The 21,233-nt window shown below is 64.9% G+C and carries 21 protein-coding genes; 17 read left to right on the top strand and 4 right to left on the bottom strand.

Annotation, left to right across the window (positions count from 1 at the left end; genetic code table 11):
* The first annotated feature begins 76 nt into the window (after positions 1-76).
* From frr to IV498_RS04820, 3 genes are all read left to right on the top strand, one after another.
* Entirely contained in the window at positions 77-634 is a 558-nt protein-coding gene (gene frr, locus IV498_RS04830) for a ribosome recycling factor (protein WP_269045426.1), read from the top strand.
* Positions 634-1,608: a phosphatidate cytidylyltransferase gene (locus IV498_RS04825; RefSeq protein WP_269045425.1), complete on the top strand. Its 975-nt coding sequence runs from the start codon at positions 634-636 to the stop codon at positions 1,606-1,608. Before frr ends, IV498_RS04825 begins: the two co-directional genes overlap by 1 nt.
* 90 nt (positions 1,609-1,698) lie before the next feature.
* On the top strand, positions 1,699-2,280 hold the full coding sequence (locus IV498_RS04820) for a DivIVA domain-containing protein (RefSeq protein ID WP_269045424.1): 582 nt from the start codon (positions 1,699-1,701) through the stop codon (positions 2,278-2,280).
* Between the two features lie 162 nt (positions 2,281-2,442).
* On the opposite strand, the gene IV498_RS04815 is transcribed toward IV498_RS04820, so the two are convergent.
* The 3 genes from IV498_RS04815 to IV498_RS04805 form a co-directional block, all read right to left on the bottom strand.
* A complete protein-coding gene (locus IV498_RS04815; RefSeq protein ID WP_269045423.1) occupies positions 2,443-3,192 on the bottom strand; it encodes a hypothetical protein in 750 nt (249 codons plus the stop codon).
* Between the two features lie 2 nt (positions 3,193-3,194).
* Positions 3,195-3,617, bottom strand: coding sequence for a DUF4383 domain-containing protein (locus tag IV498_RS04810; RefSeq protein WP_269045422.1), 423 nt, complete (start codon positions 3,615-3,617; stop codon positions 3,195-3,197).
* A 246-nt stretch (positions 3,618-3,863) separates the two neighbouring features.
* On the bottom strand, positions 3,864-4,340 hold the full coding sequence (locus IV498_RS04805) for an Lrp/AsnC family transcriptional regulator (protein WP_269045421.1): 477 nt from the start codon (positions 4,338-4,340) through the stop codon (positions 3,864-3,866).
* A 240-nt stretch (positions 4,341-4,580) separates the two neighbouring features.
* On the opposite strand from IV498_RS04805, the gene pdhA reads away from it, so the two are divergent.
* The 3 genes from pdhA to IV498_RS04790 are packed head-to-tail and all read left to right on the top strand — an operon-like array spanning position 4,581 to position 8,202.
* A complete protein-coding gene (pdhA, locus tag IV498_RS04800; RefSeq protein ID WP_442951285.1) occupies positions 4,581-5,717 on the top strand; it encodes a pyruvate dehydrogenase (acetyl-transferring) E1 component subunit alpha in 1,137 nt (378 codons plus the stop codon).
* On the top strand, positions 5,717-6,727 hold the full coding sequence (locus IV498_RS04795; protein WP_269045420.1) for an alpha-ketoacid dehydrogenase subunit beta: 1,011 nt from the start codon (positions 5,717-5,719) through the stop codon (positions 6,725-6,727). Before pdhA ends, IV498_RS04795 begins: the two co-directional genes overlap by 1 nt.
* A 2-nt stretch (positions 6,728-6,729) precedes the next feature.
* Complete coding sequence (locus IV498_RS04790; protein WP_269045464.1) at positions 6,730-8,202, top strand: dihydrolipoamide acetyltransferase family protein; 1,473 nt, start codon at positions 6,730-6,732, stop codon at positions 8,200-8,202.
* A gap of 107 nt (positions 8,203-8,309) precedes the next feature.
* Here the strand turns inward: IV498_RS04790 and IV498_RS04785 are convergent, their stop codons facing one another.
* Positions 8,310-9,023, bottom strand: a complete 714-nt coding sequence (locus IV498_RS04785; protein ID WP_269045419.1) for an SACE_7040 family transcriptional regulator — start codon at positions 9,021-9,023, stop codon at positions 8,310-8,312.
* Between the two features lie 155 nt (positions 9,024-9,178).
* Here IV498_RS04785 and IV498_RS04780 point away from each other — a divergent pair, with 155 nt between their 5' ends.
* The 11 genes from IV498_RS04780 (at position 9,179) to IV498_RS04730 (ending at position 21,214) form a co-directional block, all read left to right on the top strand.
* Complete coding sequence (locus IV498_RS04780) at positions 9,179-10,786, top strand: carboxyl transferase domain-containing protein (protein WP_269045418.1); 1,608 nt, start codon at positions 9,179-9,181, stop codon at positions 10,784-10,786.
* Positions 10,787-10,790: 4 nt separating this feature from the next.
* The gene (locus tag IV498_RS04775) at positions 10,791-13,067 is read left to right on the top strand and encodes an ATP-binding protein (protein ID WP_269045417.1); all 2,277 of its coding nucleotides are present in this window, start codon (positions 10,791-10,793) and stop codon (positions 13,065-13,067) included.
* The gene (locus tag IV498_RS04770; protein WP_269045416.1) at positions 13,060-14,235 is read left to right on the top strand and encodes an acyl-CoA dehydrogenase family protein; all 1,176 of its coding nucleotides are present in this window, start codon (positions 13,060-13,062) and stop codon (positions 14,233-14,235) included. The genes IV498_RS04775 and IV498_RS04770 overlap by 8 nt, the downstream gene beginning before the upstream one ends.
* A gap of 64 nt (positions 14,236-14,299) precedes the next feature.
* A complete protein-coding gene (locus IV498_RS04765) occupies positions 14,300-15,076 on the top strand; it encodes a CoA transferase subunit A (RefSeq protein WP_269045415.1) in 777 nt (258 codons plus the stop codon).
* A gap of 2 nt (positions 15,077-15,078) precedes the next feature.
* Positions 15,079-15,756, top strand: a complete 678-nt coding sequence (locus IV498_RS04760) for a CoA transferase subunit B (RefSeq protein ID WP_269045414.1) — start codon at positions 15,079-15,081, stop codon at positions 15,754-15,756.
* The gene (locus IV498_RS04755; RefSeq protein WP_269045413.1) at positions 15,753-16,286 is read left to right on the top strand and encodes a MaoC family dehydratase; all 534 of its coding nucleotides are present in this window, start codon (positions 15,753-15,755) and stop codon (positions 16,284-16,286) included. Before IV498_RS04760 ends, IV498_RS04755 begins: the two co-directional genes overlap by 4 nt.
* Positions 16,283-17,092: an HpcH/HpaI aldolase/citrate lyase family protein gene (locus IV498_RS04750; RefSeq protein ID WP_269045412.1), complete on the top strand. Its 810-nt coding sequence runs from the start codon at positions 16,283-16,285 to the stop codon at positions 17,090-17,092. The genes IV498_RS04755 and IV498_RS04750 overlap by 4 nt, the downstream gene beginning before the upstream one ends.
* A 184-nt stretch (positions 17,093-17,276) precedes the next feature.
* Positions 17,277-18,518, top strand: coding sequence for a 1-deoxy-D-xylulose-5-phosphate reductoisomerase (dxr, locus tag IV498_RS04745; RefSeq protein ID WP_269045411.1), 1,242 nt, complete (start codon positions 17,277-17,279; stop codon positions 18,516-18,518).
* A gap of 34 nt (positions 18,519-18,552) precedes the next feature.
* Positions 18,553-19,884, top strand: a complete 1,332-nt coding sequence (locus IV498_RS04740; protein ID WP_269045463.1) for a M50 family metallopeptidase — start codon at positions 18,553-18,555, stop codon at positions 19,882-19,884.
* A 66-nt stretch (positions 19,885-19,950) separates the two neighbouring features.
* Positions 19,951-20,559: a hypothetical protein gene (locus tag IV498_RS04735; RefSeq protein ID WP_269045410.1), complete on the top strand. Its 609-nt coding sequence runs from the start codon at positions 19,951-19,953 to the stop codon at positions 20,557-20,559.
* Positions 20,560-20,734: 175 nt separating this feature from the next.
* Positions 20,735-21,214 (top strand): hypothetical protein, encoded by a 480-nt coding sequence (locus IV498_RS04730; protein ID WP_269045409.1) that lies wholly within the window; start codon positions 20,735-20,737, stop codon positions 21,212-21,214.
* Positions 21,215-21,233 lie beyond the last annotated feature (19 nt).

Below are 21,233 nucleotides of genomic sequence, written 5' to 3'. Positions count from 1 at the left end.
GCCACGCTAGGATGAAGGAAAGGATATTCGCCGTGCGAACCGGGCGAATTGAGTACCGACGTGTTAGGGAGAGATCGTGATCGAAGATACCTTGCTCGAGGCCGAGGAAAAGATGGACAAGGCCGTCGAGGTGGCCAAAGAGGACTTCGCTTCGATCCGGACCGGCCGTGCCAATCCAGGCCTTTTCGCCAAGGTACTGGTGGAGTACTACGGTTCGCCCACGCCGCTGCAGCAGCTGGCTTCCTTTGCGGTGCCGGAGGCGCGGACGTTGCTGATCACCCCCTTTGACCGGACCTCGCTCAATGACATTGAGCGGGCACTGAGCAATTCCGACGTCGGCGCCAACCCCTCCAATGACGGCAATGTGATCCGTGTGGTGATGCCCGAGCTGACACAGGAACGCCGCCGTGAATACGTGAAGATCGTGCGCAGCAAGGGCGAGGACGCCAAGATCTCCATCCGCAATATCCGCCGTCGGGCCAAAGACGAGCTGGACAAGATCGTCAAAGACGGCGACGCCGGTGAGGATGAGGGTGCGCGCGCGGAAAAGGAACTCGATGCGCTGACCAAAGCGCACACCGACAACGTCGATGAACTGCTTAAGCGCAAAGAAACGGAACTCCTCGAGGTCTGATGAGCGATTCACAGCCACCACCGGCCGGTCCTGTGCCCACCGGACCTGACCGGCAGGAGGCTGCGGCTCCGGGTAGTGCGCCTCAACCCCCGATCGAAGAGCCAGCGGTCGTTGCGGAAAAGGTCTCAAAGGCCGGGCGTAACCTGCCGGCGGCCATCGTGGTGGGGCTGGCCATGTTGGTCATCGTGCTGGTGGGCCTGCTGATCTATCCCATCGCCTTCGTGCTCATCGTGACGGTTTTCGCCGTCATTGGCGTCGCAGAAGTCAGCCGGGCGCTGCTGCAGCGCGGCATCGGCGTTCCGCTGGCACCGGTGATGATCGGCACCATCGCCATGCCGGCATCGGCGTACTTCGCCGGCGGTGAAGGTCTGTTGTTTGCCCTGGTGGCCAGTTCCGCTGCCGTCCTGGTGTGGCGGTCCCTGGACTCCGCGGCAGGCGCCATCCAAAGCATCTTTGCGGGTCTCTTTGCACTGACTTGGATTCCATTTTTGATCAGCTTCGTCTTCCTGCAGCTGCGCGGGACGGAGGGGCCGACGACGGGAATCACCTGGGACTGGACGGACATCAATGTGGGGGCACTGCAGGTGGCCGTGATGCTGCTGCTGGTGGTATCCAACGACACGGCCGGCTATCTGGTGGGGGCGCTCTTCGGTAAGCATCCGATGGCGCCCAAGATCAGTCCCAAGAAGTCCTGGGAAGGATTCGGCGGATCGCTGGCCGGCGCCGTTCTTGTCGCCGTTCCGGCAACAGTATTCCTCCTCGACCAGCCCTGGTGGCTGGGTCTGGTCCTCGCCGTGGGAATGGTCGCCTCTTCCACAGCCGGAGACCTCGCGGAGTCCATGGTCAAGCGCGAGTTGGGGGTCAAGGACATGAGCAGCATCCTGCCGGGGCACGGGGGAGTCATGGACCGGCTGGACTCGATTCTCTTCGCCGCGCCGTCCGCCTTCATCATCTTTACCGTGTTTCAACCCTAGCCGCCACGACCGCGCGTACGATGTGTTCCGGATCCCAACAGCATCGACAATTTCCCATTCCGACCAGCAGCACCAGCAAGGAACGACACTGTGACCCTGGAAGATCAGCAGCGGCTGGGCACGCCTTTTGCCCGGGTAGCACGACAGGAACTTGGCTACAACGTCAAGCAGGTGGACCAGTTCCTGGCCCGTGCCCACGACTACTACAGCTCCGAAGACACGTCGGCGAAGGCCCTCACCAGCCACGGTGTTCGGTCCGTGACCTTTGATCCGGCCAAGGGCGGCTACGAGACGCAGACCGTCGATGCAGCCCTGGATCGATTGGAGGATGTGTTTGCCAAGCGGGAACGCGACCGCCTCGTTACCGAGTCCGGTGAGGAGGCGTGGTTGCTTCAGATTGGAAAGATCTCCTCGGCTCTGCGCGGCCGCTTGCATCGGAGCGACGGAAAACGTTTCCGACGGCCTAAGCGCAACGTCCGCAGCTACAGCGTGGTGGACGTGGACCGGTTGTGCGGGGATCTGCTGGCCTATCTGGAATCAGACAAGCCGCTTAGCGTGGACGTGGTCAGGCGGGCTGTATTTGCACCGGCGCAGGGCAGGCAAGGCTACGAAGAGAACCAGGTCGATGCCTTCATGGACCGCGCCGTGGAACTGATGGCCTCCATCGACTGAGAACCCCCGCCCGGTGGTGCTGCGCGGGACGGGAGCTCTCAGTGGTGGTGCTGCGCGGGACGGGAGCTCTCAGTGGTGGTGCTGCGCGGGACGGGAGCTCTCAGTGGTGGTGCTGCGCGGGACGGGAGCTCTCAGTGGTGGTGCTGCGCGGGACGGGAGCTCTCAGTGGTGGTGCTGCGCCGGGTCGTTCAGGACCGGGGTATGGCTTCCGTGGCTGCCGTGCGGAACTGCCGACTGACCTGCGGTGCTGGCTGCCAGGCCGGGAGTCGTGACTCCCGCGACCAGCACAGCGGAGATGAACATCACGGCCAGCAGCCGGCCGGCCGGAAGGGCGTCCGACGACGGTTCGGTGGCCTTCGCGACGGTCGTTTCGGCGGCTGGGCCCGGCTGCAGGAACCGAGCCGGCTGTCGACGCAGCCAACCCAGCGCAGCCAGCATGACCAACTCCAGGACGACGGCGCACGCCGCGGTCAGGTCGAAACTGCGGTTGGCCGCCGGGAGCTTCCACAGACCATAAAGCACTGCGGCCAGCTGGACTGCGGTGGCCGCCGGCAGCAACCGGACCATAACGGCCGGCCAGGCAGGTGTAGTGCCGCGCAGCGACTGAATTGTCCAGAGCAGCAGGAACAGGGCCCAGGCCCCCACAATCAATCCTGCGGCGAAGGCCAGCGCGGGGGATTGTCCGTGCCGGCCGGCCGTCACCAGGTTCGCGCTCAGGGCGAAGACCAGGATCGCGGCGCCGAAGCCGGAGATAAAAACAAAAAGACTGACCGAGTCGCTGCGCATTTTCCGGGCACGCAAGGCCCGGGCGCCGTGTGCCGCCGTCACCCTTGGCGCCCGACTTGCTTTTGCGGCAGAGCCCGGCACGGGGGAGGCTGTCCCCCGTGCCGGATTGCCAATGGCGGTTGCCATGATTAGACCGTCCGGCCAGCCGAAACTGAACCGCGGTGCGCGCTCTTGTCCTGCGAAATGCCAACTGCGAGCAGCAGGATCGCGCTGGCGAGGTGCAGGACGTTGTCCGCACCGTTCAGGGCGATGATGTTCAGCGAGCTGTTCAGCAGGAACAGCCCCAGGATGCCTACCAGCAGGTAGACGAAGCCAACGGTCTGGTTGACGGAGCGGGCCGCCGGGATGGACTTCAAGCCGGCGATCAGGAGTGCGGCGCCGATGGCCAGGTGGATCACGTTGTGCAGCGGGTTAACCTCAAAGACAATGAGGTCGTGGCCCTCGGTGGCGAAGAAGCCGATGCCGGAGGTCACGAAGAACCCCAGGACACCGACCAGGAGGTACACGACGCCGAATACGGTGGCGAGCAGCCTGTTGGGTGAGGTACGCATGATTCGAACCTTTCGTTGTTCACCGGATACCTCCGCTAAGGGACGGCCCGGGATGTCTAAAGCTCCCCAGCGGAGCTTTCAGCAGTAATTCGCCGCCTGCCCGGTGCTGGATGGGTGTACATCGAAGTTTTTCCCGGCGAACGTCCAGCTTCGGCCGTTTAACCCGCGGTGCGCGGCCCTTTAACCCGCGGTGCGCGGCCCTTTAACCCGCGGTGCGCGGCCCTTTAACCCGCGGTGCGCGGCCCTTTAACCCGCGGTGCGCGGCCCTTTAAGCAGCAGCGGTTCCAGCCGGAACGGGATCAGTTCGCCCATCGCCAAGGATGTGTCCGTGCGTTCCACGCCCTCACAGGCGAGAATTTTTCCGTTGATCCGAAACAGGTCCTCCGCATCGGTGGATACCACCCGCACCAGCAGATCGGCCTGCCCGGTCAGACCGTAGGCCTCCAGGACCTCCGGGATTTTGGCCAAGGAGTCGGCCAGCGCCGCGAGTTTTTGCTGCTGGACATGCACCGAGATGAAGGCCATTAGTGGATACCCCAGCACCGCAGGATTAATGCGGCGTTCGAAGGAGAGGAACACATTCCTTTTCTCCAGCGACGCCATCCGCGCCTGCACTGTATTGCGGGACAGTCCCAGCTTTTGCGCCAATGCCACGACGGTGCGCCGGGGATCTTGGGCCATGGCAAGCAGGAGCTTGGTGTCGGTGCCATCAAGGGGTTGCATAGTGCGCAAGACTAGCACGGTGGTTCGGGCCGAAATAGAGCATAATGCTCAGTTTGAAAAGGATCGGTTGTGCCTCCTGATCCTTGTGAGTATCGTCACAGTACATATGGGCAAGGGAGCCCACACCCAACCGGCGGCCACAAACCGCGGTTGGGTCAATGCCGGAGCAACAACAAGGTTCCGGTCCGATCGTCACAATGTGCTGGTCGGTCAAAGTGCTAAGGAGCGCGAGCAACTGTGTTGAGGAACGAAACGGGCCCGGCCGCAGGCTCCAGGAACGAACGCGGGCAGGATTTGGAAACGGTGCAGCTCATCAGTGCAGCCGGCGAGCGGCTCAGCCATCCGGAATTTGATCCGTGGGTGGCGGATGTCACCGAAGCGCAGCTGACGGGCCTCTACGAGGATATGGTGGTGATCCGCCGCATTGACACCGAGGCCACTCATCTCCAGCGCCAGGGCGAACTGGCCCTGTGGCCGCCGCTGCTGGGACAGGAAGCATCGCAGATCGGCTCCGGCCGTGCCCTGCGGGAGGATGACTTCGTTTTTTCCAGCTACCGCGAAAACGGCGTGGCGTACTGCCGCGGTGTCGATCTGACCGACATCATCCGGGTCTGGCGCGGCAACGCCTCCTCCGGCTGGGATCCGTTCGAAATCAACATGGCCACGCCGCAGGTGATCATCGGCGCCCAGACCCTGCATGCCACCGGCTACGCGATGGGCATCCAGAACGACGGCGCCGACTCGGCCGCGATCGCCTACTTCGGTGACGGTGCCACCAGCCAGGGCGACGTCAACGAAGCCATGGTCTTTGCGGCCAGCTTTCAGGCGCCGGTGATCTTTTTCTGCCAAAACAACCATTGGGCCATTTCCGAGCCGGTGGGACTTCAGTCGCACGTGCCGATCGCCAACCGCGCCCTCGGCTTCGGCATTCCCAGCCTGCGCGTGGACGGCAACGACGTGCTCGCGGTGTTGGCAGCGACCCGGATTGCCCTTGAGCGCGCACGCACCGGCGGGGGACCTACCTTCATTGAGGCCGTCACCTACCGGATGGGACCGCACACGACGGCGGATGACCCCAGCCGCTATCGGGACGCCAACGAGCTGGAGGACTGGGCCGCCAAGGACCCGATCGCCCGGGTGGCGGCCCTGCTGCAAAGCAAAGGGCTGCTCACGACGGAACTGCAGGACGCGGTGCAGGCCAAGGCCGACGCCGTCGCCAAGGAAATGCGTGCCGGCTGCATCAACCTTCCGGACCCGGCGCCCATGGACGTCTTCGCCAACGTTTACAGCACCCCCAACTCGTGGCTGGACCGCCAGCGCGAGAACTATTCCCGCTACCTGGCCGGCTTCAGCACGGCGTCCGAAGGAGGCAAATAATGTCGACCATGACATTCGGCCGTGCCATTAATGCCGGTCTGCGCAAGGCCATGGAGGAGGACCCCAAGGTTGTCCTGATGGGTGAGGATATCGGCAAGCTTGGCGGCGTTTTTCGCATCACCGACGGCCTGCAGAAGGATTTTGGCGGGCACCGCGTAATCGATACGCCGCTGGCCGAGTCCGCGATCCTGGGCACCGCCGTCGGGCTTGCCTACCGCGGCTACCGTCCGGTCTGCGAAATCCAGTTCGATGGATTCATCTACCCCGCCTTTGATCAGATCGTCTGCCAGGTGGCGAAACTGCACTACCGCACCCAGGGCAAGGTGCGGATGCCCATCACCATCCGGGTCCCCTTTGGCGGCGGCATCGGTTCCCCGGAACACCACTCGGAGTCACCGGAGGCCTACTTCACACACACCTCGGGGCTGCGGGTCATCAGTGTCTCCAATCCGCAGGACGCCTACACCATGATCCAGCAGGCCATCGCCTCCGATGACCCGGTGCTGTACTTCGAGCCCAAGCGCCGCTATCACACCAAGGGCGAGGTGGATGAAAGTCTCGACCTCAGTCTCGCCCCGTCGATGGAAACCGCACGCATCGTCACGCAGGGAACCGACGTCACGCTGGTGACCTATGGGCCGCTGGTCCCGACGGCCCGCGACGCCGCGGTCGCTGCCTCCGATGAGGGAATTTCGGTGGAGGTGATCGACCTGCGCTCGCTGGCGCCCATCGACTTCGCCCCGATCGAGGCTTCGGTGAGGAAGACCGGCCGGCTGGTGATCACCCACGAGGCGGCGCAGTCAGGCGGATTGGGTGCGGAGATCGCCGCCAGCCTGACCGAACGCTGCTTCAATTATCTGGAGTCCGCACCGGTGCGTGTCACCGGTTTTGATATTCCGTATCCGCCGTCCAAGCTGGAATCGCACCATCTGCCGGACTTGGACCGGATCCTTGATGGCGTGGACCGCGCCATGGGGCGCCCGAACTCGCTCAGCGGGCTGGAAGGCTGATGATGATCAAGGAATTTAAGCTGCCGGATCTCGGCGAGGGACTGACTGAGTCCGAAATCGTCGCCTGGAAGGTGGCGGTGGGGGACAAGGTCACTCTCAACCAGGTGATCGCCGAAGTCGAGACCGCCAAGGCCGTCGTCGAGCTGCCCTCGCCCTACGAGGGCATCATCGCCGAACTGCACGAGCAGCCCGGCACCGTGGTGGAGGTTGGCTCGCCGATCGTCTCCTTCGAGGTCGCCTCCGAGCATGAAACAGACGACGACGGCGGCACGACGGCGGCAGACGGCTCGCCGGATGCGGCAGCTGGCGCGACGAACGACGGCGATGCCAAGGCGGCGGATGAAACGGCCAAACGGATTCCCACCTTGGTCGGCTACGGCGCCGAAGTTGAAAAGGGCGGCCGGCCCGCAAGGCGGCGGCGAATTAGAAGTGCTGCGGCACCGGCCCTCGCACCCAACGGCACGGCCGCAAGCGCGACCGCCCCGTCCGTCGACCCCGCCGCGGCAGGCACCGTGGTGCGTCCTGAAGCCGCTGCCGGCGGGCTGGGGACGACCGCCGGGCAGCGGCCCCGGTCCACTCCGCCGGTGCGCAAGCTGGCACGGGACCTCGGCATCGATTTGGCTGCGGTTTCCGGCACCGGCCCGAACGGTCTCATCACCCGGGACGACGTCCAGGGCGCAACCCGGTCGACCGGTACCGCCGGAGACCAAAGTGCGGACGCCGCCGTCGGCCCGGACACCGTTGCTGTCTCCAATCTCGGACCCCGGAATGCGGACCGCGAAACGCGGACCGCCATCAAGGGCGTCCGCAAGCACACCGCGGCCGCAATGGTGGCCAGTGCCTTCACTGCGCCGCACGTCACAGAGTTCCTGACCGTCGATGTCACTCCGACCATGGAACTGCTGGCCAAGCTGAAGGCAAGCCGGGACTTTGCCGGGTACAAGCTCACGCCGCTGACACTCGTCGCTAAGGCGCTGTGCATCGCGGCCGGCCGTCAGCCGTCGGTGAATTCACGCTGGGACGAGGACAACAACGAGATTGTCACGATGAACTACGTGAATCTCGGCATTGCCGCGGCGACCCCCCGGGGCCTGCTGGTACCCAACATCAAGGATGCGCAGGCGATGAACCTGATGCAGCTTTCCACCGCACTGACCGCTCTGACGGACACTGCCCGGGCGGGTAAGACCGCGCCGGCTGACCTCAGTGGGGGCACCATCTCCATCACCAACATTGGCATCTTCGGCATCGATGCGGGAACGCCGATCCTCAACCCGGGGGAGGCTGCCATCCTCGCGCTCGGCTCCGTCCGACGGCAGCCGTGGGAGTTTGGCGGCGAAGTCGCACTGCGTCAGGTCATGACGCTGAGCCTGTCCTTCGACCACCGGCTGGTCGACGGAGAGCAGGGCTCACGGTTCCTGGCCGACATTGGTGCCATCCTGGCTGAACCCGGGATGGCGCTGACCATGATCTGACTCACTGCTTCGGATGCCTGGCAGTTGATTCGGCTCGAATTGTCGGCAGGAGAGTATACTCAACCAGGTTGGTCAGCAGCCGGCGCACCCCGGCTGGCCGCACCCCGTCAGGCAAGCAGGCCGGCCCGCGCCATCGCTTCAAGCACGGGCCGGGCCGCCCTTGCGTCGACATTGCGGCCCGGGCTGCGCGCGCTGTGCGGGGTGGAATTGATCAGGCCAAAGGTGGCCTGGACTTTCAGGCGCAGCGTGGCTCCGGTGCAGCCGGGCTGGAGGCGGCCCAGCACGGCGACCCATTGGTCGATGTAGTGGCGCTGCAGGGTGCGCACCGACTTCTGGTCGGCCTCGGCCAGGTTGCCCAGATCACGGTCCTGGACCCGGATCACGTCCGGATTGGAGAGCGCAAAGTCGACGTGGAAGCGAATCAGGCCGCGCAGCGCCGCGTCGTCGCCGACGGCCTGTGCCACCACGGCGCTTCCGCCCGTATTCAAGTCCTCACTGACACCGACCAGCAGGGCTGCGAGCACCGCCTGTTTGCCGCTGAAGTGCCGGTAAACAGCCGGTCCGCTGACGCCCGCGGCCGCCCCCAATTCTTCGATCGAGACGCGGTTGTAGCCGTGCTGGGCAAAAAGCCGCGCCGCGGCGTTGAGCATGGCCTGACGGCGGTTGGCCTTGGCCTGGCTGCGCAGGCTGGGCGGGATGGGCTCGGGCACATCGGCAGCGTCCGGAGAAGCAACAGCTGCCGGGGCCGGTCCTCGGATGCCAGATTTCTCCCGGCCGTCCGGGCTGACCGAATTCTGCGGGTTCTCTGCTGGGCCTGCCATTGCGCCCCTCCGCCGGTTGATGTTGCCTGTGGCCACGCCTGTGTTGGACACCACAGTTTAAGCAGACTAACCTAAATCTCAGTTAGTGAGTACTAACCAAGCTGCGGGTCAGCCTGGTTGGACACAGTTCCCAGGATGTTTTTAGGAAGTTGTCGATGGAGACGATCGAAACCCGCGTGGACACGGGCAGTGACGCGTACGCCGAAAACGAGACCGCGCAGCGTGCGCTGGCCCAAGACCTCCGCTCCCGCTTGGCGACGGCGGCGCTGGGTGGTCCGGAGCGCTCACGGGCGCGCCACGTAAGCCGCGGAAAGCTGCTGCCGCGGGAGCGGATTGATCAACTGCTCGACGACGGCAGCCCGTTCCTGGAGATCGCACCGCTGGCAGCGAACGGCATGTATCACGATGACAGTCCCGGCGCGGGAGTGATCACCGGCATTGGTCTGGTGCATGGCCGGCAGGTCCTGGTGATCTCCAATGACGCCACGGTCAAGGGTGGAACGTACTACCCGCTGACGGTGAAGAAGCACCTGCGGGCGCAGGAGATTGCGCTGGAGAACCGGCTGCCCTGCATCTACCTGGTGGATTCGGGCGGAGCCTTCCTGCCAAAACAGGATGAGGTTTTTCCGGACAAGGAACACTTCGGCCGGATTTTCTTCAATCAGGCCAAGATGTCTGCGGCCAAAATTCCGCAGATTGCCTCCGTGATGGGCTCCTGCACGGCCGGGGGCGCCTATGTTCCCGCGATGAGCGATGAAACCGTGATCGTGCGCAACCAGGGCACGATCTTCCTGGGCGGACCACCGCTGGTGAAGGCCGCGATCGGCGAAATTGTCACAGCCGAGGAACTCGGTGGTGGCGATGTGCATTCGCGGATTTCCGGGGTCACTGACCACCTGGCCGAAAATGACCAGCATGCACTGCAGATTGTCCGCGACATTGTGGCCACGTTCCCCGCTCCGGCGGCGCCGGCATGGGACATTGCCACCAGCATCGAGCCGGCGGCCAACCCCGGGGAACTTTACGGTGCCGTGCCCGCGGACCTGAACACGCCCTATGATGCCCGCGAAATCATCGCCCGGCTGGTGGACGGCAGCAGCTTCCACGAGTTCAAGAAAAACTACGGCACCACGCTGGTTACCGGATTCGCCCGGCTGCATGGGCATCCGGTGGGCATCATTGCCAACAACGGTGTGCTTTTCAGCGAATCGGCGCTCAAGGGCGCGCACTTCATTGAACTTTGTGACCAGCGCGGCGTGCCGCTGATCTTCCTGCAGAACCTCTCCGGTTTTATGGTCGGTAAGGACTACGAGCAGGGCGGCATCGCCAAGAACGGCGCCAAGATGGTCACCGCGGTGGCCACTGCGCGCGTGCCCAAACTGACCGTCGTCGTCGGCGGTTCCTTCGGCGCCGGCAACTACTCGATGTGCGGGCGCGCCTACTCGCCGCGCTTTTTGTGGATGTGGCCGGCCAGCCGGATCTCGGTGATGGGCGGTAACCAGGCCTCCTCGGTGCTGGCCACCGTCAAGCGCGAACAGATCGAGGGACGTGGCGGTGCCTGGTCCGCCGAGGAGGAAGCCGCCTTTAAGGCACCCATCAAGGCTCAGTACGAGGACCAGGGCAGCCCGTACTATTCCACCGCCCGGCTCTGGGATGACGGCGTAATAGACCCGCTGGACACCCGCACCATCCTGGGACTGGCGCTGGACGTCTGCGCCCAGGCACCGCTGCCCGAAACCTCCTTCGGCCTCTTCCGGATGTGATCTGATGACAACGTCAACTACCGAAACTCCCGCTCCGGCGGCCTTCTCCACCGTCCTGGTGGCCAACCGCGGCGAAATCGCCTGTCGGGTCATCTCCACGCTGCGGACCATGGGAATCCGGTCCGTGGCGGTCTACAGCGACGCTGACGCCGGTGCCCGGCACGTGGCAATGGCCGATGTCGCGGTCCGCATTGGACCGGCGGCCGCGGCGGCAAGCTACCTGAACACCGAGGCGATCCTTGCCGCGGTCAAGGCCACGGGGGCGCAGGCCGTCCACCCGGGTTACGGCTTCCTCTCCGAGAATGAGGGTTTCGCGCGGGCACTCGCCGGTGCGGGCGTGACATTCATTGGCCCCGGTGTGGATGCCCTGAACATGATGGGCGACAAGATCCGCTCCAAGAATCACGTACGCACCCACGATGTGCCGGTGGTGCCGGGGATCGCCGAACCGGGTCTGACCGATGCCCAGCTGCTGGCGGCGGCCGACGGCGTTGGCTACCCGCTGCTGATCAAGCCGTCGGCGGGCGGCGGCGGCAAAGGCATGCATGTGGTGGAGCGTGCCGAGGACCTGGCCGCAACGCTGGTTACGGCCCGCCGCGTTGCGGCCTCCGCCTTTGGCGACGACACCTTGTTCCTGGAGCGGCTGATCGCCACCCCGCGGCACATTGAGGTCCAGGTGCTGGCGGATAACCACGGCAACGTGATCCACCTGGGTGAGCGGGAATGCTCACTTCAGCGCCGGCACCAGAAGGTCATCGAGGAGGCTCCCTCGTCGCTGCTGGACGCGGCCACCCGCGCCCGGATCGGTGAAGCCGCCTGTAATGCCGCCCGCAGCGTGGGCTACAGCGGTGCGGGAACCGTGGAGTTCCTGGTCTCCGCCGCCGCGCCGGATGAGTTCTTCTTTATGGAAATGAACACCCGTCTGCAGGTGGAGCATCCTGTCACCGAGATGGTCACAGGTCTGGACCTGGTGCAGTGGCAGGTCCGCATCGCGGCCGGCGAAAAGCTCAGCATTGCCCAGCAGGACGTGCTGCTCACCGGCCATGCGGTGGAGGCGAGGGTATACGCGGAAAACCCGGAACGCGGCTTCCTGCCGACCTCCGGGACGGTACTGGCCTTGGCCGAGCCGTCCGGGGACGGCATCCGGGTGGACAGTTCGCTGACAGCCGGACTGCAGATCAGCTCCAACTACGATCCGATGCTTTCCAAGGTCATTGCCTGGGGGCCGGACCGGACCCAGGCGCTGGCGCGGCTGGATCGGGCGCTGGCGGAAACCACGGTGCTGGGGCTGGGCACCAACATCGAGTACCTGCGCCTGCTTGTCACCGACGAGGACGTCCGGGCCGGCCGGCTGGACACCACGATGATCGAGCGCAAGCTGCCGGCGCTGACTTTTCGGCGGCCGGATTCTGCCCTGCTGGCCGCCGCCGCCTTGCACGTCCATGCGCAGCAGCTCCAGGCGCCGGGCAGATCGGATCCAGCCGGGTCCAGCAGGCAAGACGGGCCGTGGCAGGCTGCGAATGGTTGGCGGTTGGGTCTTCCCCGGCCAGTGCGCTATGTCTTTGCGCTCAGTGCCGGCGAATCCGTCACGGTTCAGCTGTCCAACATTGAGCTCGATCCTGCCACTGCCGGCGGCCAGCTCAGCGCCGAGGTGGTCATCGTCGCTGAACCGGCTGAGCCCGGATCCGGGGACAGCCCCAACGACAGCGCCGGATCCAACCCCGGCGATGGCGCACAGCCGGACGCCCCGGAAGCGGTTCGGGCCAGCTTCCGCCCGCCGTCCGGGGAGACCGGCGCCCGGATCGAATACGACGGCGTCACCCGGACCATCCAGCTGGCCACCGGCGGAGCCTCGCTCTGGATTGGCGAGGAAGGTTTCAGCACCGAACTGCGGCTGCGCAGCCGGGCCGAACAGCTCGCCGCGGTTTTGGCCGGGCTGGCCCGGGAGGAAGGCACCGTGGACCCGGAGGTCCGCTCGCCGATGCCCGGCACTGTGGTGAGCGTCAGCGTGGCCAGTGGCGACGCCGTCGAACCCGGCCAGACCCTGCTGGCCGTGGAGGCCATGAAGATGGAACATCAACTGCTGGCCAACGTCGCCGGAACCGTGCACCTCAGTGTGCGCTCCGGCGATCTGGTCAAAGCGGATCAGGTGGTGGCCACTATCCATCCGGCGGTCCCCGATCCCGCTTCAGCGGCAGATACGCAAGCAATGACCGACGCGGCGGAACCGGCAGGCACCCCCGCAGCTAAGCACACAGAAGGAGAAACCGGCAATGCCTGATTTTGAACTGAGTGAGGACTACCAGAACCTCAGCGACACCGTCCGCGAATTCGCCGACCAGGTGGTGGCTCCGGTGTCCGCCAAGCACGATGAGGAGCACAGCTTCCCGTATGGAGTTGTCTCCCAGATGGCGGACATGGGCCTGTTTGGCCTGCCGTTCCCGGAGGAGTTCGGCGGCATGGGCGGGGATTACTTTGCCCTGGCCCTGGCACTGGAACAACTGGGCCGGGTGGATCAGTCGGTGGCGATCACGCTTGAGGCCGGTGTGTCGCTGGGCGCTATGCCGGTGTATCGGTTCGGCAACGAGGAGCAAAAGCGCGAATGGCTTCCGCTGCTGGCCTCCGGCAAGGCCTTGGGTGGATTCGGCTTGACCGAACCGGAAGCCGGGTCCGACGCCGGTGGAACCAAGACCCGGGCGCGGCTGGAAACTGTGGACGGCGAAAAGATGTGGATCATCGATGGGAACAAGGAGTTCATCACCAACTCCGGAACCGACATCACCAAGCTTGTAACCGTCACAGCCGTCACCGGAACCTCCGAACGGCCGGACGGATCGGTGAAGAAGGAAATCTCCACCATCCTGGTGCCCACCAATACTCCCGGATTCACGGCCGAAAAGGCCTACAACAAGGTGGGCTGGAACGCCTCGGACACCCACCCGCTCACGCTGAAGGATGTGCGTGTTCCCGAAGCGAACCTGCTGGGCCAGCAGGGCCGCGGCTTCGCCAATTTCCTCTCAATCCTGGACGAGGGCCGGATTGCCATCGCCGCCCTCGCCGTCGGTGCCGCCCAGGGCTGCGTGGATGAGTCGCTTAAGTACGCCCACGAGCGGTTTGCCTTTGGCCAGGCGATCGGAAAATATCAGGCCATCTCCTTCAAGATCGCCCGCATGCAGGCCCGCGCCCACACCGCGCGGCTGGCCTACTACGATGCGGCCGCCCGGATGCTGGCCGGCAAGCCGTTCAAGACCCAGGCGGCCATCGCTAAGATGGTCGGAGGCGAGGCCGCCATGGACAACGCCCGCGACGCCACCCAGATTTTCGGCGGGTATGGTTTCATCAACGAGTTCACGGTGTCCCGGCATTACCGCGATTCCAAGATCCTGGAGGTCGGTGAGGGAACCACGGAGGTTCAGCTCATGGTGATCGCCCGGGATCTGGGACTTTAGCAGCGCCCGCATTGATGCAGCCATGGCCGGTCAAGGCCGTGCGGAGACCTAGAAAGGTGCACGAATGATTGACAAAGTTGTTGCCTCCCCGGCCGAGGCGGTCCGGGACATAGCCGATGGAGCCTCCCTCGCCGTCGGCGGGTTCGGCTTGTGCGGGATACCCGTGGCGCTGATTGCCGCCCTCCACGACCAAGGCACCAAAGAGCTGGAGACCATCAGCAACAACTGCGGGGTGGACGACTGGGGCCTGGGCATCCTGCTGATGGATGGCCGGATCCGGCGCACCATCTCCTCCTATGTGGGCGAGAACAAGGAGTTTGCGCGCCAGTTCCTCTCCGGAGAGCTCGAGGTGGAACTGACGCCGCAGGGCACGCTGGCTGAAAAGCTGCGCGCCGGCGGGGCCGGAATTCCCGCGTTCTACACCACGGCGGGGGTGGGAACCCAGGTCAGCGAGGGCGGGCTTCCGCGCCGCTATGATGCGCAGGGTCATGTCGCGATTGCCTCCGAACCAAAGGAGGTGCGCAGCTTCGGCGATGAGGACTACGTCCTGGAGGAATCAGTGAACCCCGACTTTGCGCTGGTCCATGCCGCCAAAGGCGACAGGCACGGGAACCTCGTCTTCCACGCCACCGCCATGAACTTCAATCCGCTGTGCGCCATGGCCGGACGGATCACCATCGCCGAGGTCGAGGAACTGGTTGAACCGGGCGAGCTGGACCCCGAGCAAATCCATTTGCCGGGCATCTACGTCCAGCGCGTGGTGCACGTGCCCGCAGGGGCGCCGCACAGCGAAAAGCGGATTGAAAAACGCACCGTTTCCACCCCGGCACAGGAGGCCTGACGATGGCATTGACGCGCAACGAACTGGCGGCCCGGGTGGCTCAGGAGCTGCACAACGGCCAATACGTTAATCTGGGAATCGGCATGCCCACGCTGATCCCCAATTACATTCCCGCCGGAGTGGAGGTGGTGCTGCACTCGGAAAACGGCATCCTCGGCACCGGTCCCTATCCCGCAGACGATCAGGTCGATCCGGACCTGATCAATGCCGGCAAGGAAACAGTGACAGTGAACAAGGGCGCTGCCTTCTTCGATTCGGCGACCTCGTTCGGCATGGTCCGCGGCGGCCACGTCGACGTTGCGGTGCTCGGAGCCATGGAGGTTGCGGAAAACGGCGACCTGGCCAATTGGATGATTCCCGGCAAGATGGTCAAGGGCATGGGCGGGGCGATGGATCTCGTTTTCGGTGCCAAGCGGCTGATTGTAATGATGGACCACACGGACCGCAGCGGGAAACCGAAGATTCTGCCCAGCTGCACCCTGCCCCTGACGGGAAAGGGCTGCGTTGACCGGATCATCACGGACCTGGCGGTCATCGATGTCCGGCCCGCCGCAGAGGGCGGCGGCCTGGTGCTGCGGGAGGTTGCCCCCGGCGTAACGGTCGACGACGTCGTTGCCGCCACGGGTGCCACGCTGATCATTGAGCTGGACAAGGTGGAGCAGATAGAGACGAGCCTGTGAACACCGCAGCGGAACGCGACGGCAACGGCGCCGCAGGCAAAGTCATCGAGCAGCGCGGGCTGTATTTCGATGAGCTGGAAACGGACGCCACCTACGCGCACCGGCCCGGGCGGACCCTGACCGAAACGGACAACGTCCTGTTCACAACCATGACCATGAATAACCAGGCACTGCACCTGGATGCGGCTTGGAGCGCCGGCCAGCCCTTTGGGCAGCGCCTGATGAACTCCATGTTCACGCTCGCCACGCTGGTAGGCCAATCCGTTGCGCAGCTGACCCAAGGAACCATTGTGGCGCAGCTGGGGCTGACGGATGTGACCTTTCCGCACCCTCTCTACCACGGGGATACCTTATATACGGAAACTGTGGTGAGCGAAAAGCGGCTCTCCGCATCACGCCCGGGCCAGGGAATTGTCACCATGGCGCACACCGGCCGGAACCAGGACGGCGTGGTGGTGGCCACGGCCAGCCGGACCTGCCTGATGTGGACCAGGGCGGGTCATACCGGGAGCACGGGGCCAGCCGCATGACGTTTTCACTGGGGCCTGCATTGCTCTTCTGCCCGGCGGACCGCCCGGAACGCTATGCCAAGGCCGCGGACCGCGCCGACGCCGTCATCCTCGACCTTGAGGACGCCGTCGCGCCGGCTGGAAAAGCGGCTGCGCGCAGACACCTGGTCGATAATCCGCTGGACCCGGCGAACACCATCGTGCGCATCAATGCCCTTGGCAGTGCTGACAGTGACCTGGACCTGGCGGCACTGGCGCGCACCCCGTACCGCACGGTGATGGTCGCCAAGACCGAAAGTGCGGCCGCCCTGGCGGCTCTGGACGGCTACGACGTCGTCGCGCTGTGCGAAACCGCGGCCGGAATTCTCGCCGCACCGTCCATCGCGGCCACCCCCAACGTCGTCGCCCTGATGTGGGGAGCCGAGGATCTGGTGGCCTCCCTTGGCGGCAGCTCCAGCCGGCACGAGGACGGAAGTTACCGGGCCGTGGCCATGCACGCACGGTCCGCGGTGCTGCTGGCGGCAGGAGCGTCCGGCAAGACCGCCATCGACTCCGTCTACATCAACATTGCCGACTTGGCTGGGCTGGCCGCGGAGGTGCGTGACGCCGTCGCCTGCGGATTCGGGGCCACGGCGTGTATCCATCCCAGTCAGGCATCCACCATCCGTTCCGAATATGCGCCCACCGGGCAGCAAATCGCCGAGGCGCGCGAGCTGCTCGCGGCGGCACAAGCCTCCGGTGCGGGCGTCTTCGCCTTCGGCGGCCGCATGATCGATGGACCCATCCTGCGGCATGCCGAGCAGACCCTGCGGCGCGCCGACGGCTGAAGCCGGTCCGGCCAGGACGCCGGCGGCTGAAGCCGGCCAGGACGCCGACGCCGACGCCGGCGGCTGCAGCTCTAGCTGCCCCGGCTTCCAGAGCGGCGTCGCCGGAGCTGCCCCGCCGACAGTGCGTTCCTGCAGTGCCCGGCGAATCGGGTCTGCGAAGGTGGGCATGCGCGATACTTGTTATATGCAGACATCTGAGGCGGGACAACCCAGCGGAGTGCGTAGGATCATCCTGCTCGGATCCACCGGTTCCATCGGCAGCCAGGCGCTCGACGTCGTCGACGGTGCCGTGCTTCAGGACGGACGCCCGCGTTTTGAGGTCATCGCGCTCAGCGCGGGTGGCGGGAACCTGGACCTGCTGGCGCGGCAGGCCGTGCACACCGGCGCCGGCGCCGTGGGGATTGCCACCGGAGCGTCCGACGAACTTCACCGCAGGATCTCCGAGGCGGCCAGGGCTGCCGGCCGTGCAGAATATAGCCCGGAGATTTTCGCCGGTCCCGACGCCGCCACGCGCATCGCGGCCTGGTCCGACGCCCAAGGCGGTGCCGACGTCGTACTGAACGGGATCACCGGCTCCATTGGCCTGGCCCCAACCCTCGCTGCCCTCGCTTCCGGAGCCATCCTGGCACTGGCCAACAAGGAGTCCCTGATTGTCGGAGGAGCCCTGGTGAAGGCGGCGGCCGCACCCGGACAACTGGTTCCGGTTGACTCGGAGCACTCCGCGTTGGCGCAGTGCCTGCGGGCGGGAACTGAAGCGGAAGTGGACCGGCTTATTCTCACCGCCTCTGGAGGTCCGTTCCGCGGGTACGGCCGGGACCAACTGCAGGAGGTCACGCCCGCCGAAGCCTTGAAGCACCCCACCTGGGCCATGGGACCGATGGTCACCACGAATTCAGCCACCCTGGTGAACAAGGGATTGGAATTGATTGAGGCGCATCTGCTGTTCGACGTTCCGCTGGACCGGATCGACGTCGTGGTCCATCCGCAGTCGGTGGTGCATTCGATGGTGGCGTTCGTGGACGGCAGCACCATAGCCCAGTGCTCACCGCCGGACATGCGGCTGCCGATCGCGCTCGGCCTGGCCTGGCCGGACCGCGTGCCGCGGGCAGCGATGAGCTGTGACTTTTCGCAGGCCACGAGCTGGACGTTTGAGCCGTTGGATCCTGCCGCGTTTCCGGCTGTGGACCTGGCCCGGGACGCTGCCAAGCAGGGGAGCACCTATCCCGCGGTGTACAACGCGGCCAATGAAGAGGCAGTGCATGCCTTTCATGCCGGCCGGATCGGTTTCCTGGACATTGTGGACACCATCGAAGCGGTGCTCGGTGAGCATTCAGCCTTCTCCCAGCTTTCCATCGAGTCCGTATTGGATGCTGAGAAGTGGGCACGGGCCCGGACCACCGAGCGTTTAGCTCTCATCAGCCACTAGGCGGGGCCCAGCCGAAGGGCGGGCCGGAAAGATCATTGTGACAGTTCTGCTTTTCATTTTGGGTGTGCTTTTCGTCGCGGTAGGTGTTGCGGTCTCCATCGCGCTGCACGAAGTGGGCCATCTGGTGCCCGCGAAGCTTTTCAAAGTGCGCGTCACCAAGTACATGATTGGCTTCGGCCCGACCATCTGGTCCAGGAAAAAGGGCGAGACGGAGTATGGGTTCAAGGCCATTCCGGCCGGTGGATTCGTGTCGATGATCGGCATGTACCCGCCTAACAGCAGCGACGGGAGCGTTCGTCCCTCCAGCACCGGAATGTTCCAGACCCTGGCCACCGAGGCGCGCAGCATGGCGCATGAGGACGTTGGGCCCGGGGACGAGAACCGCGTCTTTTACCGGCTTCCGGTCTGGAAGAAGATCATCATCATGCTTGGCGGACCGTTCATGAACCTGGTGATAGGCGTCGTGCTCACGGGGGTGTTGCTGATGGGTTTTGGCACGCCACAGCCGACGACGACGGTGGCTCAGGTGAGTGCCTGCCAGGTCAAGTACGGCGAACCAGCGCCCGCGGATTTGAGCACCTGCACGAAGACTCCGGCCGCCGCGGCAGGTTTGAAGCCCGGGGATGTACTGGTTTCCTTTGCCGGGAAGCCGGTAGCCGACTGGGACGCGTTTACGGCCTGGGTCCGGGATTCGGCAGGAAAGCCAATCGCCCTCACGGTGGACCGGGACGGACGGCGGATCCAGACCACTATTACCCCGGTTCTTTCGGCGCGGCCAGTGCTGGACGCGGCAGGTGTACCGGTGCGGAACGCCAGTGGCAAACAGCAGACACAGGAAGTGGGCTTCATCGGTGTTGGTCCAACGTCGGCCATGGTGGGGCAGCCTGTCACGGCTGTGCTTCCCGCGGTGGGGGACAATATTGCCAAGATTTCCGGCGTGGTCCTGCATCTGCCGCAGCGGGTGGCCGGGGTGGCCCAGGCGGCCTTCAGCAGTGCACCCCGTGATCCGAATGGACCCATATCCGTGGTGGGCGTTGGACGTGTAGCCGGTGAAGTGGCTGCCATGCAGGACGTTCCCTTGAGCGCCCGTCTGGCTACCTTAATCGGGTTGCTGGGCGGAGTGAACCTGGCGTTGTGCATCTTCAACCTGATTCCGCTGCTGCCGCTGGACGGCGGACACGTCGCCGGAGCACTGTACGAGGCCGTCCGCCGCTCGCTGGCGAGGTTGTTTAAGCGGAAGGACCCGGGTCCTTTCGATATTGCGAAACTGCTGCCGCTCACCTACGTCGTTGCGTCCGGGCTGCTGCTGATGGGTGCGCTGTTGATCTACGCGGATATCGTGAAGCCCATCAATATCCTTGGTTGAGGTTGACTTAATTTTATAAGCCTAAATCGGTTGATGTTTTGTTATCAATCCATTAAGGTTGGATTCATGTTCGTCTTGACTATGGATCAGCGCGGAAGCCAACGCGCTTCCGATCTGGTTCCCACACTGTTGGCTGCATTATCGGACATCCCGGCACGACTGGGCTTTGAACGCTCCGTAGGCGACGAGGTACAGGGGCTGCTTGAAACCCCGGATGCCGTTGTCGAAGTGGTCATGCGGGCGCTGCGCAGCGGTGATTGGTACGTGGGCATTGGCATTGGTCCGGTTGTGCTGCCGCTCCCGGATAATCCGCGCGCTGCCGGCGGACCGGCATTCGTAGCCGCGCGCAGGGCCGTAGACCGTGCCAAAAAAACCGGGGACCGCGTCCCCCTGTCAGTGCAGGCAGCTAAGCCCGCGGCGGAGGCTGCCGAGGCTGCCGAGGCTGTGCTGTGCCTCATTGGCCGATTGGTACGTGCCCGAAGTACGGCCGAGTGGCGGGTCCTGGATCAGATGCAGCCCGGCGTACGCGGTCAGCAGCGGGCCGTCGCGCACCATTTAGGTATAACGCCGCAGGCTGTCAGCAAGGCGGTCCTCCGTTCAGGCTGGCAGGAAGAACAGGCCGGCCGGCACGCGGCGGCCGTACTGCTCGCTCTCGCGGCAACGACGGCTGGGTAGGGGCCGCAACGACGGCAGGGTAGCGACCGCAACGACGGCTGGATGACGGCCGCACCCATGGCCGCAGCGCCTGTCAGCCTGCGCTAACAACGTGGCTCCTGCAGCGTTTCGCTCCGTCGCAGACGTGTCGGTGCGCCGAGCTACGCTGTAGGAGTCCGAAAGCGAGGAGGCCTGAATGCAGGCATTGTGGATTGTGCTCGTCATAGTGGTTGCTGCCGTGGCCGGCTGGCCCGTCACGGCAGGGGTGTTGCGGCTGGCCCGTACCGCGGATGTGCACGGCGCCGCTGAAGCCGGACCGGAGGAGCATAGCGCGGATGACCATGGACCGGATGTGCGCGGTACCCAGGCCTCGTCGACGGTGTCCGAGGCAGCTTCGGAAACGGCGGCACAGGATCCTCCCGTGGAAGTCACCGATGCCGGAGTGCTGCGAGGTGGCATGGTCATCGGCATCCTGGAACGGCTCGCCGTCGTCGTCGCCATTCTTGCCGACCAGCCGGTGGCCATTGCGTACATCGTGGCGATCAAGGGTCTGGGTCGCTATCCGGAGCTGAAGCAGACCCCGGCGGCCAGCGAGCGGTTCATCATCGGCACGCTCAGCTCCATGCTCTGGGCCGCAGGAGTGGCCATCCCGGTGAGATGGCTGCTCCTTGGTTAGGGTTGGAAATAGCACCGGC

The organism is Paenarthrobacter sp. Z7-10, assembly GCF_026932795.1.
Lineage (GTDB): Bacteria > Actinomycetota > Actinomycetes > Actinomycetales > Micrococcaceae > Arthrobacter_M.
This window is presented reverse-complemented; position numbering and strand designations above follow the sequence as displayed.